Origin of the sequence: Tenacibaculum sp. MAR_2009_124, assembly GCF_900105455.1 — a bacterium.
GTDB lineage: Bacteria > Bacteroidota > Bacteroidia > Flavobacteriales > Flavobacteriaceae > Polaribacter.
Map to the genome: position 1 here is coordinate 1,528,622 of NZ_FNSF01000001.1, position 15,904 is coordinate 1,544,525.

Here is a 15,904-nt window from a genome sequence, read left to right on the forward strand (position 1 = left end):
CATATTCATTACAAAACACTAACCGTAAACATCATGATCATTAAAAAACAAATTCAACAGAAAAAATTAAACCTTTATTTTTTATCAACTCTTATTTTAGTCTCTTTCTTATTTTCTTGTAAAACAGAAACTGTAGACATAGCTTTAGAAAAGAAAAAAGCCATTGAAGAGTACATCGCCAAGGAAGAAAAAAACAGGCAACAAAAATTAGATGTTATTGAGAAGTTTTATGGAGTATTTTCAACTGGAGACTTTTCCATTTTACCTGAAATTTTAGCTTCCAATTATACTCAATTCCCAGCGGACCCAGGGTAAACACCAGATATAAAAGGTTTTATTAAACATGCCGAAGATTTCGCTAGTATGTTTTCAGATTTAAAAGGAGCTCCTTCACATATTTTAGTTGACAAAGACCTTGTTTTTGTTAGAAGTAAAATAGAAGTCACCCACTCTGGTAAAGCTTTCGACATACCAGCGACGAACAAACGACTAAAATTAACTGCATTTGACTTACATCATTTTAATAAAGAAGGTAAAATTGATAAGACTTGGCATTTAGAAGATTTTTATGGTGCCTATGCTCAGATAAAAGCAGAATAAAATTAAAAACGATTATAATTGAGAATAGTATTATTCAATTATAATCGTTTCTTTAAGGTTTACCCTATTTTGTAATATGTATTTCCTTTATTATCAGTTAAAACATTATTTTCTATTTTAAAATATAACAGATCACTACCGATTGTAAACTTAAACCCGTCTTTTGAAAATTTCGGATAATAGCGAACTGATTCTTCATTATTTTTTTTAATATCCCAGTATATTCCTCCATTTACCAATTTAATATTGAATAGCGTATTGTTCGATTCCGATTTCCATTCACCAGCAAACTGGTGTTTTCTACTATTTAACTCAGGAATAAATTTTAAGTTATTAAACATTAAGTTATCAGAACTCTTATCATATTCAATTTGGGCCTTTACCTCATTTATCAATACATACGGTTCTTTTAAATTCATTATTTTAAATTTATCCTTATAGTAGGTCAACCAATAATCTCTTCCATCATCTTCAATAGTGAGTACAATCATTTCCCGCTCTTCATCAACCCAAGTACCTTCATGCAAAGTTTGGCTAAAACTTGAGATACTAAAACCTAAAATAAGTGTAATTAGCATTATACTTTTTCTCATAATCTTTGTTTTTTTATTCATTTTTAGATTAATAACTATCTTATAAACTTACAACACTAAAAAACATAAAACAATAAAAATCAATAATTTAATATCATTCCAAACATTATTTAGTTATTCTATCTTTCAACACTAAAGCAACATAGTTGCATTATTTGTTTTTAAGCTATATTTTTGCTCTTATATAAATTCTTAACACATATTTCTTCATAATGACTAGCTTTTTCAATTCAGAATTATATCAGAACAACTCAAAATTACCTGTAACTGTTTTAAGCGGCTTTCTTGGAGCCGGAAAAACAACGTTATTAAATCATGTATTACATAATAAAGACGGTTTAAAAGTTGCTGTTATTGTTAATGACATGAGTGAAGTAAACGTAGATGCTAATCTTGTTAAAAGCGAGAATGTTCTGTCAAGAACTGAGGAAAAACTAGTAGAAATGAGTAATGGTTGTATCTGTTGCACTTTAAGGGAAGATTTGATGATAGAGGTTGAACGTTTAGCAAATGAAAACAGATTCGACTATTTACTTATTGAAAGTACTGGAATTAGCGAACCTATACCCGTAGCGCAAACATTTAGTTTTGTTGATGAAGAAAATAACATTGACTTATCGAGGTTTAGTTATGTCGATACTATGGTTACTGTCGTTGATGCTTTTAACTTTTTTAAAGATATTGGAAGTCCAGAAACTCTTATGGACAGAGATTTAACCAATATTGAAAACGATTACCGCACTATTGTTGACTTGTTAGTTGATCAAATTGAATTTGCAAACGTTATTCTTTTGAATAAAGCAGACTTAGTAGATACTGATACTTTGGATATTATTCGTGCAACTTTGAAAAAACTGAACCCCTCAGCGAAAATTATTGAATCTACCTTCAGTAAAGTTAACCCAAAGGAAATTTTAAACACAGGTTTATTTGATTTTGAAGAAGCCGAACAAAATGCTGGATGGATTGAAGAACTAAATAAAGAGGAGCATATACCTGAAACGGAAGAATACGGAATTGGTTCCTTTGTGTATAGAAATCAAAAACCATTTGATCCTCGACGTTTTTGGGAGTTTATAAATCAGAAATTTCCTAATAGTGTTATTAGAAGCAAAGGATTATTTTGGATTGCCTCAAGACCCGATCAGGCGTTAACTTGGGGGCAAGCAGGTGGATCATTAAAGGCTGATAGCGCAGGTGTATGGTGGAGCAGTATGACATCGGAAGAACGAACACAGTATGCGGCCTTTATCGAAAATAAAGATCAAATAGAATCGGAATGGGATACCACATTTGGGGATCGAAAAAATGAAATTGTTTTTATTGGTCAAGAAATGGAAGAAGACTTGATTAAATTGGAATTGGATAATTGTTTAGCCACCGATGACGAAATCGATTCTCAGCAATGGAAAGTAGGATATGATGACAACTGGCCTTTATAAAAAAGGCCTCCTAATTATTTATTGGTAAGTCAACAGCACCTATTTAGAACAAATGTGGTATTATAAAAATAAAGAGAATCATTAGAAGCAGTATCGCTAAGCAATTCAGAAGAACACCTGCTTTCATCATATCTTTCACTTTTATATAACCACTTGCAAATACAATGGCATTTGGAGGTGTTGCCATGGGTAGCATAAATGCACAACTACTTGCAATAGTTACTGGAATTAGTAAATGAATTACTGGAACATTTATCCCAATTGCAATCCCTGCCACTACCGGTGCTAATACAGCTACCAAAGCAACATTACTCATTAATTCTGTCATAAATAACATTAGCGTAATTAAAACGAAAGCTGTTATCATAATTCCAAGATTATAGGAAGCAATGGTGGTTGATATTAAATCAACAATACCGCTACTAGACATTCCCTTCGCTAATGCTAATCCTCCTCCAAATAATATCAATATTCCCCAAGATAGTTTTTCAGTATCCTTCCATTGAACTAAGAATTCACCAGTCTTAATATTATGAGGTATCGCAAATATAGCTAAAGCCGATGCTACACTAATAATTGTATCTGTTAAGCCTAATGACGGAAAAACTTTATTGATAACTGCTCTAAAAACCCAAAGGGAAACCGTGATTGCAAAGAGTATTAATACATGTTTTTCTCTTTTCGCTAATTTACCAAGTTTGTCAATTTCTTTATCAATTACGCTCTGAGAAGTATTAAATATCAATCCAGTACTTGGATACATAAGTTTAATTAAAACCAAATACACTATCAATATCATAATTATAGAAAAAGGGAGTCCGAATGTCATCCATTTTACAAACGAAATTTCAATATTATACTCATTTTCTAATAACCCAATAAGTACAGAGTTTGGAGGTGTACCAATAACGGTCGCAACACCTCCTGCATTTGCTGAAAAAGCAATTCCTAACATTACAGACAAAGCAAAATTGCGATCTCTTTTTGTAAAACCATCTTCGTCATCTATCAGTAATTGAATTACCGATAAGGCAATAGGTAGCATTACAACAGTGCTTGCTGTATTACTAATCCACATACTTAACAATCCAGTAGCAATCATAAAACCTAATACTACTTTATTAGGAGTTGTTCCCGTTAATTTTATAATATTTAATGCTATCCGTTTGTGAAGATTTACTTTTTCCAACGCAAGAGCCAACACAAACCCACCAAAAAATAGAAATACAATTGGACTTCCATAATTGGAACCGACCTCTCCAACAGTCATTATTTTTAACAATGGAAATAATACTAAAGGTAATAAGGCCGTTACCGAAATAGAAACCGCTTCAGTTATCCACCATATAATCATCCAAACGGCGACACTAATAACTGCATCGGCATTTTTTGAAATAAGTTGAATAGTTAAATTATTTATTACTAAAAAAATTAATGGTCCTAATATGAGACCAGTACTTTTTACTTTCGAATAATTCATAGTATAGTTCTAAAATCTAATTAATTTACGATAAATCAGTATATCTCTTCAACACAAAAATGAGAAAAGCATTTCAAGTATACTACTATTTAAATAATGAACTCGTTTAAAATTTCCAATTTGCTAAAAAATTAGTTTTGGAAACATTCTACAATAAACAATTCGAATAAATAATTAAAAAAACGAGGTCCAATCGGCCTCGTTTTCATTTATGGTATAATTCCAGGAAAAACTGAGTTAATAATAATATCTTTTTCTAGGTCTTTAAAGAGTTCTATCTCCGACTCTAATTTATCTTCTTTTTTCGTAGCTCTTTCTAGTTTATCATTTATTGTTTTTCCGATTCCAACATTTGGGAGTCTTTCAGCCAAAATTATATCAAAATCTTTAGAATCTAAACGATGCATCGCCGCATATAATTTTTTTCCAGCTTCGTTTAAATTTCCTTCTCTCGAAAGGATTTCTTGATCTTCTTCTTGCAAACTTTTTATAGTATTTTTAAACGACAGAACTCCTACTTTTTTATTAGGAAAGTATTTCAACTTACTTTTAGGCTCATCAACTAATACCATTTCTGTCCTTGGAGCATAATGTCGACTTAACATTCCAGGAGCAACTGGTGAAACATCATTTTTGTTTTTAGTATATACCTTTCCTATTTTATTTTCTATTTCTTCAATAGATAATGATCCTAACCTGTAAACAATTGGGTATTCACCTTCAAATCCAATGATTGTTGATTCAATACCTTTTTCACAAACTCCCCCGTCCAATATAACTTCCAAATCATTTCCAAAATAATGATCTACATGTTCTGCGGTTGTAGGACTAATAGTACTAAATGGATTAGCACTTGGTGCCGCCAGAGGAAAGTCAAGTTTTTCCAAAATCTCAAGTGTCAGAGGATGACTTGGTACACGAATCGCTACTGTTTCTTTACCTGCAGTAACTATATCTGGTACTAAGTGCTTCTTATTTAAAACAAGAGTTAATGGTCCTGGCCAAAAATTCTTAGCCAATTTCATTGCTATATCTGGAACATCTTTTGCAATTTTTTCTAAATAATCGTACGATTTTATATGAACAATCAAAGGATTATTAAGAGGTCGCTCTTTTAGAGTAAATATTTTTTCTATTACTTTCTCATCAAAAGCATTTCCCGATAAACCGTATACAGTTTCCGTGGGTATAGCAACTAAATTACCATTGTTTAGTGACTCAATTGCTATATCAATTTTTTTTGTAATCATTATAAGATCTTTTTGGGGGACAAATTTTTTCTTTATCATAAAGACAACGCGCTTCATTCTTAACCACATTTTATGAAACGCACTGTCTTTTATTCAAACAACCACGAAAATCGAGAACTTTACATTCTCGAAAATTTCTTAATATTTTAAAACAATATTGCTTTTATAATTTAATAATTATTTATTCTGATAATTGGATCTGTAAAGTACTTTCTAAATTTATATTCAGTCCTTCTCTTTCTGCCTTGTTTATAACATTATTTAACTCTTCTCTCTTCTGAATTAATTCATCAATTTTCTTCATCCAGTGAGTATTCTCTTCTGAGTGACAAGCTTCCCATGATTTTAAGTTTTCTAACTTATAAATATTAATCTGGCAATCAATTAAATTTTTAACCATATCTCTAGCCTGAGAGCCATTATATACTCCTTTTGCCAAACTTGTTTTTTCCGATACTTTTTCAGGTGCTAATGCTTCTTGTACAATCATAATTTTATTGAATTTGGGGGTTAATAAAATTGTTTAGGCTTACTGTTTTTACTCACGAATAAAGTTAGATTTTATTTTTATTATTTCACTTATAATTGGTCTGACTAACTATGACGATTTACTCTGATCCATCAATCGTAAAAAGAGTAAACTTGCAATTATAAATGATGCATTTAATACAGCCTCGAGATATAGGCTTTTACTAATAATAACTACACTTATCCAAAAAATAAGTAGAACATATCCGAAAATAACAATCCCATATTTTTTTAAAATTTGGATTGTATCTGTTAGATACTTTTTTAAACTCACTTCAGTAATTTCAGCAGAATTAGTTTTGGGGGCTTTTTTAATTTCGCTAATCATTTCTTTAATTTTCGATTATGTTGTTTTATTTCGGTGGCAAAGATTGCTATATTTGTTCATATATTTTTATTTATATTTTTAATGCTAATCATAAAATATTTTTATGAACTATACTTTAAATCAATTACAAATATTTCTTGAAGTTGTACGACAAAAAAGTATCACAAGGGCCGCAGAAGAAATGCATATGACGCAACCTGCTCTTTCTATACAGCTAAAAAATTTTCAAAATCAGTTTAATATTCCTCTGGTTGAAATAATTGGAAAGAAACTTTATGTTACTGATTTTGGAAAATCAATTGCCAGCATTGCTCAAAACATTATTAATGAAGCCAATACCATAAAATATAAAACAAAGGAGTATAGTGGGTTAATGACAGGTAAGTTGAGAATATCGTCAGCCTCAACTGGTAAATACGTTATTCCCTATTTTTTAAGTAAGTTTTTAAGAGAGCATCCAGGAATAGATCTAACATTAGATGTTTCTAATAAAATGACAGTACTTAAAAACTTATTGGATAATCAAATTGATTTTGCTCTTGTTTCAAAGCTCCCTTCAAAACTGGCCATAGAAGAAGAAATTTTAGTTGAAAACAAACTTTACTTAATAGGTAATTCGAAAAAAATAGATAATGACAAGCCTTTAATTTATAGAGAAGAAGGATCGGCAACTAGAATGGCTATGAATGAATATTTTAAAATTGGTAAAGAACGAAAGAGCATGGAGTTAACTTCAAACGAGGCCGTAAAACAGGCTTTAATTGCAGGTTTAGGTTATTCCATTTTACCATTAATTGGAATAAAAAATGAGTTATCAAATGGGGAATTACATATAATCAACCTTAAAAAACTTCCCATCATTACGAACTGGAGGTTAATTTGGCTAAAAAAGAAAAAGCTCTCACCGGTTGCAGAAGCGTATTTAAATTTTGTTAGACAGGAAAAGGAAGCAATTATCAAAAATAACTTCGGCTGGTACCTCAATTTCGATGAAAATAAATATTAAATCAAAAAAGTACAAATAACATTACTATTTGTACTTTTCATATTGACTAATTTAGCTTAGAGTTAGCTCAAGGTGAGCTTGGTTTTCTCTTTTAATACTTTTCTTTCGATGTCATAAAAATCGAACTTGATATTTTTCTTTTCCATCTGTCTTTCATAATAGTAATCGCTATATCCATACGCTATTTGTCCTAATTGAAATATAATTTTCAAAGAATCTTTCATTGACAATTTTGATCCATCAACGTGTACCCATCTTTTTAAAGGCTGTTCACAAATTATTTGTTTTGCTACGGGCAATGTAAACTCTTTTTTCATCCTCATGAATAACTCCACATCAAATAACCATTTTGTTAAAAATTTTTCTTCAAACAATAACGGAACTATTTTTCTATCAAATATTTTTGCTCCACACTGCGTATCTTTAAAATCCATTGACAGTATGGTACGAATAATGAAGTTAATTGTTTTACTAATAATTGCTCTAGCTGAATCTTTGGCGATATTAGCCCCCATTCTTTGAATTCTTGAGCCACCTACTATTTTGAAATCTGAATTTTCAATAGTTTTAACCAAATCATCAAAATCATTAAAATCAGTTGATAAATCGGCATCAAGAAAACCAATATAATCGAGTTTTGTATTCCTTGCCAAATAAAGCATCCCCTGTCTTACAGCTTCAGCTTTCCCACCATTTTTTTCGCAGTTATATACTTTTATAAAATCTTCTCTTCCTTTCCTTAAGTTTTCTAGAACCTTTAACGTGTTATCGGAGCTACCATCATTTACAAAACATAAATAGTATCCCGAATTCTCATCCAAAAAACTTAAAAATTCATCCTGAAGTAATCTTTCTTCTTCATTATAGCATGGAATAACAACACCAACACTTCTTTTTTGTATCATGATTTTATCAAGAACTACTTCTTCAGAATCAGTATTTACTGGTTGTCCTATAAGTCTTTTTGTTCTTGCACAAATTTCATTTAGACTTAAGGGTTTTTTCATATAGTCATTAATTCCTAAATCAAACCCTTTCATGATACTTTCATCATCAACACTTCCTGACAACATCATTATTGGAGTATCTTTTCCCCTTCTTTTTCTAATGTGTTCAACGATTTCAAATCCTGAAATTTCAGGTAAGTGAATGTCTATAATTACCAAATCTGGTTGAAACGAATCAAATAAATTAATACCTTTTATACCATTCGATTCAGTTTCAACTTCATAGCCTATAGCTTTGAGTCTTTTTTCGATAGGGAGTAATACCAACTTTTCATCATCAATTACTAATACTTTCATTTTAGTCGAATTTCGGGGGGGTTACTGATAGCTAATATAAATCAAAAGCAGATCTACATTAAACTATAACGTTGATTGCCAACGCTTTTTAGATTAAATGCTTCTATATATAGACCAATGGTTGAAGTCTCAAAAACACCAATACCATTCATCGATATTCTTTCGTAAAAAATCTATTTCGATATTCATTTTTAAACTAATTTTGCTCTTATTATGATAAGAATAGAAGATTTAGTTGGGCGTTATTCTATTATGGGAAGTAATCAGGATGCCGAAAAAAACAGTTACAAAGGATATCTGACATTGTCCTTAGATGAAAATAAAAGAATTAATGCTTTCTGGGAGATTGGAAATCAACAACAGTTTGGAAATGGTTTCTTTAAAGACAACTTACTTATTATTAATTTTTCGTATAACGGAGAAGATTCACGTACATACAAAGGAGTAGTTGCCTACAAATGTTTAACAGCTAATCTATTAGAAGGTTTTTGGTCAGAGAAACATGGAGACCCTAAATTTCTAGGAGAAGAACGATGCTTTAAAATACTAGAAGAAACCAACAAAACTAATTAATATTTTCAACTTAATAATCCAAAAAACAATACCTAAAGTTTAAAATTAAAAGTAAAATAACCAATACCCGATTAAGCATAAGTAATTCTACAACAGGACTTTAATGGTTTACCCTGATTATCTTTTCAGTGGTTTTACTTGTTTTATATTCTATTTATTCCACTTACCTTCGTATAACTTTTAGTGTTATCTGCGTATTAACCAAACTTTACTAACTATATTCTGTTAAATGTTGATACGCAGTCTTTTTTTACTCTTCACAAGTAAATTTTCATTGTTGCAATCTTTAAATTGAATACAATTTTAAAATCCAGCAGTAACCTTCATATATTTTTTTTAATAAAACATAATTTACAGGATTTTACCTGATAAAAAAGGATTTTATTTTTCAGATATTTGATATACGCTTTTGCGATTAGTGTTATCTGCGTATTAACCTTACTTAGTTCCTTCTAAAATCACCGTTAGTACGCGGTTTTCACCGATACTCTATAAAAATAAAACCAACTTAAACTTTTTTATCCAATAACATTCTAATAAACCACAGTAACTTATTAACTAATTACGTGTCATACTATTGAGTAGATTTTGGGGGATTTCTACTAAATATTTAAGAGGAGAAAAAGGATATTGTAGCCTTCCCCAAAACTAGGACAGTTTAAAATTCGAATTTACTAACTTTAAACTCAAACTGTCACAATGAAAATCAGCAAGTTTAGCGAGAGTCAGATAATCAAGGCTCTCAAGGAAAATGAACAAGGTAGGTCTGTAGGTGATTTATCAAGAGAATTAGGAATCGATAAAAGTACTTTTTATTACTGGCGAAAAAAGTATGGAGGTATGGAACAACAGCAACTAAAACGTTTAAAAGAGTTAGAGGAAGAGAATAATAGGCTCAAGCAAATGTATGCAGATGTAAGTTTGGATGTCAAAATGCTAAAAGACGTACTATCAAAAAAGTTCTAAAGCCTTCCGACAAAAGAGTTCGTGTAAAGTATCTCATCAAAGCGTATATGATTTCTATCATCCATGCCTGCAAAGTTGTAGGCCTTAGTAGATCGATTTGGTATTACCAGAGTAAAAAAGATGATAGCGAGGTTATTGATAAGTTAACCGAACTTTCTGAATCGTACCCTACAAGAGGTTTTGATGAGTATTATCATAAGATCCGTCGTGAAGGCTTAATATGGAATAGGAAACGAGTGTTACGAGTGTATCGTGAGATGAAACTCAGTTTAAGACGTAAGCACAAAAAGCGTTTGGTTAAACGTGTAAAACAACCTTTGGAAAGACCTTCAAAACTCAATGAATGTTGGAGCATGGATTTCATGAGTGATGCACTTATTGACGGTAGAAAGGTACGTGTGTTCAATGTTATTGACGATTGCAATCGTGAAGCATTAGCTATAAATGCTGGTCTTTCATATCCAGCAAGAGCCGTTATCGAAACACTGGAGTGCCTAAAAGAAGAAATAGGAGTACCTAAGTATGTGAGATGTGATAATGGTCCAGAGTTTATTTCCAAGATTTTTGTCAACTGGTGCAAAAAGAATTTTATAGAAATTAAATATACACAACCTGGTAAACCTATGCAGAATGGCTATATAGAACGATTCAATCGCTTCTTTAGAGAGGATATATTAAGTGCTTATTATTTTAATGACACTTATCAACTTCAAAAGATAAGTGATAACTGGAGAGAAGACTATAATTTTAATCATCCGCATAAATCTTTGGGATACAAGTCACCTAAAGAGTTTATGCCCAGGTTTGATCAAGAATTTAAATTCTTGATCAAATCTGACCTTAATAATAATTATTTGTCGAATTTAGAGGTGTCCTAAAAAAGGGAAGGCTTCAATATAGCCATATATCCTTTTCTGTTTTTAGCTTTTTAAGCGATTAAGGTTTGAAAATAATTATTGTTTTTGCAAAATAAACTTCCTCACATTCTCAATCAATCACTAGATTTTTTTTAGGTAAACGTTTAAAGTTGTTCAAGTGAAATTGAACTACTGTGTTCACATAAAACGACCTCTTAACTAAAAACACTTTTAACATTCTTTTCATTATAAAAATAGAATAATCTGGTCATTTTGAACAAAAAAAGGACATGATCATAGCATTACTCAATTCAACAATGAGAAAGAATCTACTTTTTTTCAAACAAAGATATAGAGCTTTCGAATTTTTAAAATACCTAAACAGATTCACCAAAAACTCTTTCCATTAAGTTATTTAACTTTATAATTTTCTCCAAGTTTATGATACATTTTTGCAAATGCGATTTCAAGATATATAGCCACTTCAGATTTATTTTTACCTTCTTTAAGCATATCAAGGAGAGTATTTAAATGAAGGTCTTTAAAATCATAAAAATTTCCTTTAATGTTATATAAGTCAGCCTTTTTAAAATTTTCTAATTCTCTAAGCATGTATTTGTTTGCTTTATAAGCATTTTCTCTTTTTGCTAAAAACTGCTTTATCTTTTTACTGTTCTTCCTATGACTGTTGTTATAAATACTTCTTGCTCTATCATATTTCTTTTCAACTGACCATTCGAGCTTTTTAGCATCATTGTATAATTTTTTCAGTCCATTAAATGCTAAATCATAATACGTGTCAATATAATCTTGGTTTTTATATAAATGATTGAGAAATTCAATTGCTTTCTTTTTATACTTCCCTTTAGACTTCAATTCAGCATCTAGTAATTCTTGCTTCAACTCTTTTAATTTGTTTGATATATCATCAATTTTTTTAATCTCCTCAAACTTGGCATCATTAGAAATAGCTAAAATTTCGGGAGTTATTTCATTTGGTTCTCCCCTGAAAACGTGTGTTCTATAAGTAAATCCGAATTTTTTATTTTTACTATCAAAATCGCGTTTACGCTTCTTGGCTGATAAATCGAAAGCATAATTGTAGCCAAAAGTAATTGTTAAATCTTGTGTATTTCTATTATTACTATTTCTAAAAAGTTGAATAGCACTCATATTAAAATTGTGCTTTTTCTTATAAATATAATTAGCATTGGCACGAATATTAGCTGCACTCGATTTACTAGTTTTATTCTTACTTTGGTTATAAGAAGTGCTAAGTGTTGCGTTTAACTTATCTTTCAAAAAGCGCTTATTTACCGAAAATGTCGGTCCCCAAGTAAATGCATCTTCCCGACCAATAGTATTATAAGTTGTATTTAATGCTGATGTTATATTTATTTTTTTATTGGGTAAACCTAATGAATAAGAAGTGTTTAAATTATGAAATGTTGATCCATTTCCAGTTCTTACAATTCCGTTTTCCTCATTAGCCACCGTTGCGAGAGAATAATTTGTATTTAAGTTTTGTCTTCTTTTTTTAGTGTTTTCAATGACATAAGCTACATTTACATTAGCATTTTGAGATAACTGTTTATAATTAAACAATTCATCTTGATTATCTAAAAGATTATCATCATTAATATTATCAAATTGATCCAATCTATTATTCGTAAATGTCGTAAAATTTGAGTAACTACCTGAAATATTTACTCTTTTACTCATTGCATAAGTGGCATTTACGCTTCCCACTGTTCTATTCGTTTTCGTTTGCTTTTGATTTGCTAAATCATCCCTTTGATACCCAATATTAAATGATAGATTTATTTTATTCTTGAATATTGATGTTGCCCCATTTAAAGTTATGTTTTCAAAATCACTGTTAAAAAAATACCCTCCTAATGTTTGATATCCTGGATCAATTCGTTCATAACCTACTCCGAACTTATATTTATCAAAACTATACTCCATTTCTGTTTTAAATGCCTTATAAAATTCTGTCGAAGCTCTATTATTAAACAATAAATTAGCCAAACCACCACCACTATTCGCACTAGTTTCTTCAGCTCTCAAATCTTGTGTTATTACCGTAGATGCAAACTCTCCTTTGAAACGTAAGCCTTCCATTACTGATACGGTCCCTCCCATACTTAACACTAAATTCTCCTTGGGTAAAACTCTTTTTTCATCGGGAACTGCACTTATTGAATTGATTTCATCTTTTGCATAAAAACCGATAACCTCAATGCTATACTTATCTCTTTTATAACCTAATTTAGCTCCATACCCCATCCGTTTAAAAGCTGGTTGTGTTCTACTATCTCCATCATCTTCAGTAGCCTGCAAAAGCCTTCCATACATTGCCGAAAAACTAAAACCTCCTTTTGGAGTTAATTCTATACCTCCACCTGTAAATTGATGTCCAGCTAACGTATAAGGAGAAAAATTCATAGTAACATCACCAATATGTGCTTGTACCCACTTATACTTTGGATGTAAACTCAATCGATTAAAGTTAAATGGAAGCTGATACTCCAAATCTCCTCCTTGATTTGAATAGCTATAACTTACAGGAATAGAGAACTCATACACACTAAAGTTTAAACTTCCTTGTAAAAAATAGGTAAATGGAGAACGTGCACTATTCTGATTCGAATTATAATACACCGTATTCGCAGCAACATTACCACTTATTTTAATTGGTTTTCCTCTACCAATATTACCAAGATCTAATTGTTGTGCATTTGCAATATTTATTACACAAAAACAACAACAAATAAGCATCTTTGCCATAAGCATTTTTATTTCCTTCATAATTTTTATAGTAGCCAAGTTTTATTTAGCCAAACATCCTTTATTATCCCTCACTTTAATTCTATAATTTCCTTTTCCCAACGAATTTATTTTTGTTTTATCTCCACTTAAAAACGTCCTCCAGCTAGTAAAGTTAGCGCCTCCATTTGTTGAATATTGATACAACAATGATCTACCAGATTCTCTACTTCCTTGAATTTCTATATAACCATCATTGACATTGAAACAACTTTCATCTGCACTGTCTATTACTGAAAAATCGACTGGTGCTGATTCTCCAATAGTAAATGGATTCGAAAATTCTAGACTGCTCCAAGAACCATCTGAACCCGACAAACCTCCTGAATGCGATTGGAATTTTACTTTGTAAGAATCAGCTGTCAAAGGATAGGGCCAAGTATAACTCTTGTTGGATAAACTTGATATATTTAAAATTTGCCCTCCTGATGGGATAATATCATATAATCCACTAATGGAATTTCTTTGGTATAAAGTTATTGCTAGTAATTCTCCCGAGTTTAACTCTCTATCAAAATTCAATGTAAATGAACCGTCATCGGTATAACTACAAGTTGTTTTTCGGGTTACTACTGGTTCCTGGAGTATTGGTGAACACCCTATTGTAAAGTAAGTTAATATTTCTGAAAAAGCATTTGAATCGTTGGCATTTTTAGAAGGCACATATCTTAGTCTTATTTTTACATTTTCACCTAATGATAACCCTATAAAACTATTCATACTAACAGTCACTTTTGCTGGATTACTTCCGTAAGGTATTAATTCTTCCCACTCCATATTACTAGGGATTTTATATTCTAATGCATACTTGCAACGAGTTGATATATTTAATTCTCTAGGTTCACATTGTTTCAATTCATTATTAACGAAAGAAAAATTGTTTATTTCTTTAAAGTTTTCAATTTTCAGTAAATTGAATTTTTCCACCCCTCCTCGAACACATCTATTAGCATTTACTGCATCCATAATAAATGAAGAATTATCGTAGCACCCATTAAATGAAATCTCCGAACTATAAGATGCGGCTGAAGTACATGAGGTTAAAGTTCCAGATACTGAAACAGTTTTCGCTCTTATTTTAGAAATAGGGTTAGTAGTTGTAAATTGATAATATATATCTACACCAACTCCATTAGTTATAGAATTTACATTGTAAATAACCTTTTCTACACCATTTTCTATATACAATATTGAGTTACCCCAAGTTGGTTGGACAGAAGAAGTAGTAAAAGAAGCTTTATACTCCAACAAATATTTGTACTGACCATAACAGAATGACCATGACATTAAAAAGATAATAGATATATAGAAATTAATCTTCATTTTTATTATTCGTTGGTATTAACAGTAATTATTCATTATTAACTATTTTTCATTTGATCGTATTCAAATGGGCGAATCATGTTTTCCTTTAACTCAAAAAAGTAACCATTAGTGATTCCTACCTTCTCTAACGCTTCTCTTATTTCTTCACTTAGGAATAGTACATTAGACAGCCCCCATAAAACATCATAATCGTATTTGTAAACTTTGTTATCGAATTCCAACTTATTTTTGTGAGTAAGTTCTTTTGAACCATATTTTTTGGTATGAGTTCCTAAACCATTTCTTCTTAAATTCTGTTTTTCTTCAAAAGATTTTACCGATCCCTCTGGAAAATTATTTACGGTTATCTTGTTTCTATCTTGATCCTCTGTAATTTCGACAAAGGTGCATTTGGGATAGTCAATAATTTCTTCTCCTACTAAAGCGTTATCCACAGTAATGTGAAATAAAAAATAACCATTACTTTCCTGATTTAATTCTTTGCAATACAGAGATATCGGATAAAAACGGTGTTCTGGTAAACGATACTTTTCAATAACTTCTTTTACTTTTTTACTCATTATCATGGATACTCCTTCATCAGGTTCCACATCCCCTGTCCCTAAATTGGTATACCATCTTAGTACATCAACAAAAAGGGTTTCGCCTTTCCATACATCAAGATTTTCAAAAGCATCTATTAATCGCATTTTAATAGGTAAAACAGCCTCTTTTATCCAAGTGTTTTTATTCATCGGGACAATAATATGTTCATAATCATCATCTGACAATAAGTTAACATCCCATTGAAAAGATCTCGGTGCAAATTCAAAAAATTTCATA

The 15,904-nt window shown here is 30.8% G+C and carries 16 protein-coding genes; 7 read left to right on the plus strand and 9 right to left on the minus strand.

Features of this window, described 5'->3' with window-relative positions:
- Window positions 1–33 precede the first annotated feature (33 nt).
- Window positions 34–315, plus strand: a complete 282-nt coding sequence (locus BLW23_RS05765) for a hypothetical protein (protein WP_093668257.1) — start codon at window positions 34–36, stop codon at window positions 313–315.
- 21 nt (window positions 316–336) lie between these two features.
- The gene (locus BLW23_RS05770; RefSeq protein ID WP_255362753.1) at window positions 337–600 is read left to right on the plus strand and encodes an ester cyclase; all 264 of its coding nucleotides are present in this window, start codon (window positions 337–339) and stop codon (window positions 598–600) included.
- Window positions 601–659: 59 nt separating this feature from the next.
- Here the strand turns inward: BLW23_RS05770 and BLW23_RS05775 are convergent, their stop codons facing one another.
- Window positions 660–1,193 carry a hypothetical protein gene (locus BLW23_RS05775; RefSeq protein WP_143032117.1) on the minus strand — a complete coding sequence of 178 codons (534 nt, stop codon included), beginning with the start codon at window positions 1,191–1,193 and terminating at the stop codon, window positions 660–662.
- A gap of 212 nt (window positions 1,194–1,405) precedes the next feature.
- Between BLW23_RS05775 and BLW23_RS05780 the strand changes: the two genes are divergently transcribed.
- A complete protein-coding gene (locus BLW23_RS05780) occupies window positions 1,406–2,635 on the plus strand; it encodes a GTP-binding protein (RefSeq protein WP_093668260.1) in 1,230 nt (409 codons plus the stop codon).
- Between the two features lie 43 nt (window positions 2,636–2,678).
- Here the strand turns inward: BLW23_RS05780 and BLW23_RS05785 are convergent, their stop codons facing one another.
- The 4 genes from BLW23_RS05785 to BLW23_RS05800 form a co-directional block, all read right to left on the minus strand.
- Window positions 2,679–4,115, minus strand: a complete 1,437-nt coding sequence (locus tag BLW23_RS05785) for an SLC13 family permease (RefSeq protein ID WP_093668261.1) — start codon at window positions 4,113–4,115, stop codon at window positions 2,679–2,681.
- Between the two features lie 209 nt (window positions 4,116–4,324).
- Entirely contained in the window at window positions 4,325–5,365 is a 1,041-nt protein-coding gene (locus tag BLW23_RS05790; RefSeq protein ID WP_093668262.1) for an L-threonylcarbamoyladenylate synthase, read from the minus strand.
- 181 nt (window positions 5,366–5,546) lie between these two features.
- Window positions 5,547–5,855 carry a hypothetical protein gene (locus BLW23_RS05795; protein ID WP_093668263.1) on the minus strand — a complete coding sequence of 103 codons (309 nt, stop codon included), beginning with the start codon at window positions 5,853–5,855 and terminating at the stop codon, window positions 5,547–5,549.
- 108 nt (window positions 5,856–5,963) lie between these two features.
- Window positions 5,964–6,221: a hypothetical protein gene (locus BLW23_RS05800; RefSeq protein ID WP_093668264.1), complete on the minus strand. Its 258-nt coding sequence runs from the start codon at window positions 6,219–6,221 to the stop codon at window positions 5,964–5,966.
- A gap of 103 nt (window positions 6,222–6,324) precedes the next feature.
- On the opposite strand from BLW23_RS05800, the gene BLW23_RS05805 reads away from it, so the two are divergent.
- Window positions 6,325–7,227 carry a LysR family transcriptional regulator gene (locus BLW23_RS05805; protein ID WP_093668265.1) on the plus strand — a complete coding sequence of 301 codons (903 nt, stop codon included), beginning with the start codon at window positions 6,325–6,327 and terminating at the stop codon, window positions 7,225–7,227.
- Between the two features lie 62 nt (window positions 7,228–7,289).
- Here the strand turns inward: BLW23_RS05805 and BLW23_RS05810 are convergent, their stop codons facing one another.
- Window positions 7,290–8,531, minus strand: coding sequence for a response regulator (locus BLW23_RS05810; RefSeq protein ID WP_093668266.1), 1,242 nt, complete (start codon window positions 8,529–8,531; stop codon window positions 7,290–7,292).
- 216 nt (window positions 8,532–8,747) lie between these two features.
- Between BLW23_RS05810 and BLW23_RS05815 the strand changes: the two genes are divergently transcribed.
- The 3 genes from BLW23_RS05815 (at window position 8,748) to BLW23_RS05825 (ending at window position 10,948) form a co-directional block, all read left to right on the plus strand.
- Window positions 8,748–9,104 carry a hypothetical protein gene (locus tag BLW23_RS05815; RefSeq protein ID WP_093668461.1) on the plus strand — a complete coding sequence of 119 codons (357 nt, stop codon included), beginning with the start codon at window positions 8,748–8,750 and terminating at the stop codon, window positions 9,102–9,104.
- A 699-nt stretch (window positions 9,105–9,803) separates the two neighbouring features.
- Window positions 9,804–10,070, plus strand: a complete 267-nt coding sequence (locus BLW23_RS05820) for a transposase (RefSeq protein WP_093667736.1) — start codon at window positions 9,804–9,806, stop codon at window positions 10,068–10,070.
- A gap of 35 nt (window positions 10,071–10,105) precedes the next feature.
- On the plus strand, window positions 10,106–10,948 hold the full coding sequence (locus BLW23_RS05825; protein ID WP_255362754.1) for an IS3 family transposase: 843 nt from the start codon (window positions 10,106–10,108) through the stop codon (window positions 10,946–10,948).
- Window positions 10,949–11,338: 390 nt separating this feature from the next.
- Here BLW23_RS05825 and BLW23_RS05830 read toward each other — a convergent pair whose 3' ends face one another.
- From BLW23_RS05830 to BLW23_RS05840, 3 genes are read right to left on the minus strand one after another with little or no spacing between them, the layout of a single operon-like run.
- Window positions 11,339–13,738, minus strand: coding sequence for a hypothetical protein (locus BLW23_RS05830; protein ID WP_255362742.1), 2,400 nt, complete (start codon window positions 13,736–13,738; stop codon window positions 11,339–11,341).
- 21 nt (window positions 13,739–13,759) lie between these two features.
- On the minus strand, window positions 13,760–15,079 hold the full coding sequence (locus tag BLW23_RS05835; protein ID WP_143032119.1) for a hypothetical protein: 1,320 nt from the start codon (window positions 15,077–15,079) through the stop codon (window positions 13,760–13,762).
- Window positions 15,080–15,117: 38 nt separating this feature from the next.
- On the minus strand, window positions 15,118–15,903 hold the full coding sequence (locus tag BLW23_RS05840; protein WP_093668269.1) for a hypothetical protein: 786 nt from the start codon (window positions 15,901–15,903) through the stop codon (window positions 15,118–15,120).
- Window position 15,904: the final 1 nt, after the last annotated feature.

What these genes read in the sequence shown, in the direction of transcription:
- BLW23_RS05780 (WP_093668260.1), top strand. Translation starts at nt 1,406, where the DNA reads ATGACTAGCTTTTTCAATTCAGAATTATATCAGAACAACTCAAAATTA.
- BLW23_RS05835 (WP_143032119.1), bottom strand. Translation starts at nt 15,079, where the DNA reads ATGAAGATTAATTTCTATATATCTATTATCTTTTTAATGTCATGGTCA.
- BLW23_RS05840 (WP_093668269.1), bottom strand. Translation starts at nt 15,903, where the DNA reads ATGAAATTTTTTGAATTTGCACCGAGATCTTTTCAATGGGATGTTAAC.
- BLW23_RS05800 (WP_093668264.1), bottom strand. Translation starts at nt 6,221, where the DNA reads ATGATTAGCGAAATTAAAAAAGCCCCCAAAACTAATTCTGCTGAAATT.
- BLW23_RS05790 (WP_093668262.1), bottom strand. Translation starts at nt 5,365, where the DNA reads ATGATTACAAAAAAAATTGATATAGCAATTGAGTCACTAAACAATGGT.
- BLW23_RS05820 (WP_093667736.1), top strand. Translation starts at nt 9,804, where the DNA reads ATGAAAATCAGCAAGTTTAGCGAGAGTCAGATAATCAAGGCTCTCAAG.
- BLW23_RS05830 (WP_255362742.1), bottom strand. Translation starts at nt 13,738, where the DNA reads ATGAAGGAAATAAAAATGCTTATGGCAAAGATGCTTATTTGTTGTTGT.
- BLW23_RS05810 (WP_093668266.1), bottom strand. Translation starts at nt 8,531, where the DNA reads ATGAAAGTATTAGTAATTGATGATGAAAAGTTGGTATTACTCCCTATC.
- BLW23_RS05795 (WP_093668263.1), bottom strand. Translation starts at nt 5,855, where the DNA reads ATGATTGTACAAGAAGCATTAGCACCTGAAAAAGTATCGGAAAAAACA.
- BLW23_RS05775 (WP_143032117.1), bottom strand. Translation starts at nt 1,193, where the DNA reads ATGAGAAAAAGTATAATGCTAATTACACTTATTTTAGGTTTTAGTATC.
- BLW23_RS05785 (WP_093668261.1), bottom strand. Translation starts at nt 4,115, where the DNA reads ATGAATTATTCGAAAGTAAAAAGTACTGGTCTCATATTAGGACCATTA.
- BLW23_RS05805 (WP_093668265.1), top strand. Translation starts at nt 6,325, where the DNA reads ATGAACTATACTTTAAATCAATTACAAATATTTCTTGAAGTTGTACGA.
- BLW23_RS05765 (WP_093668257.1), top strand. Translation starts at nt 34, where the DNA reads ATGATCATTAAAAAACAAATTCAACAGAAAAAATTAAACCTTTATTTT.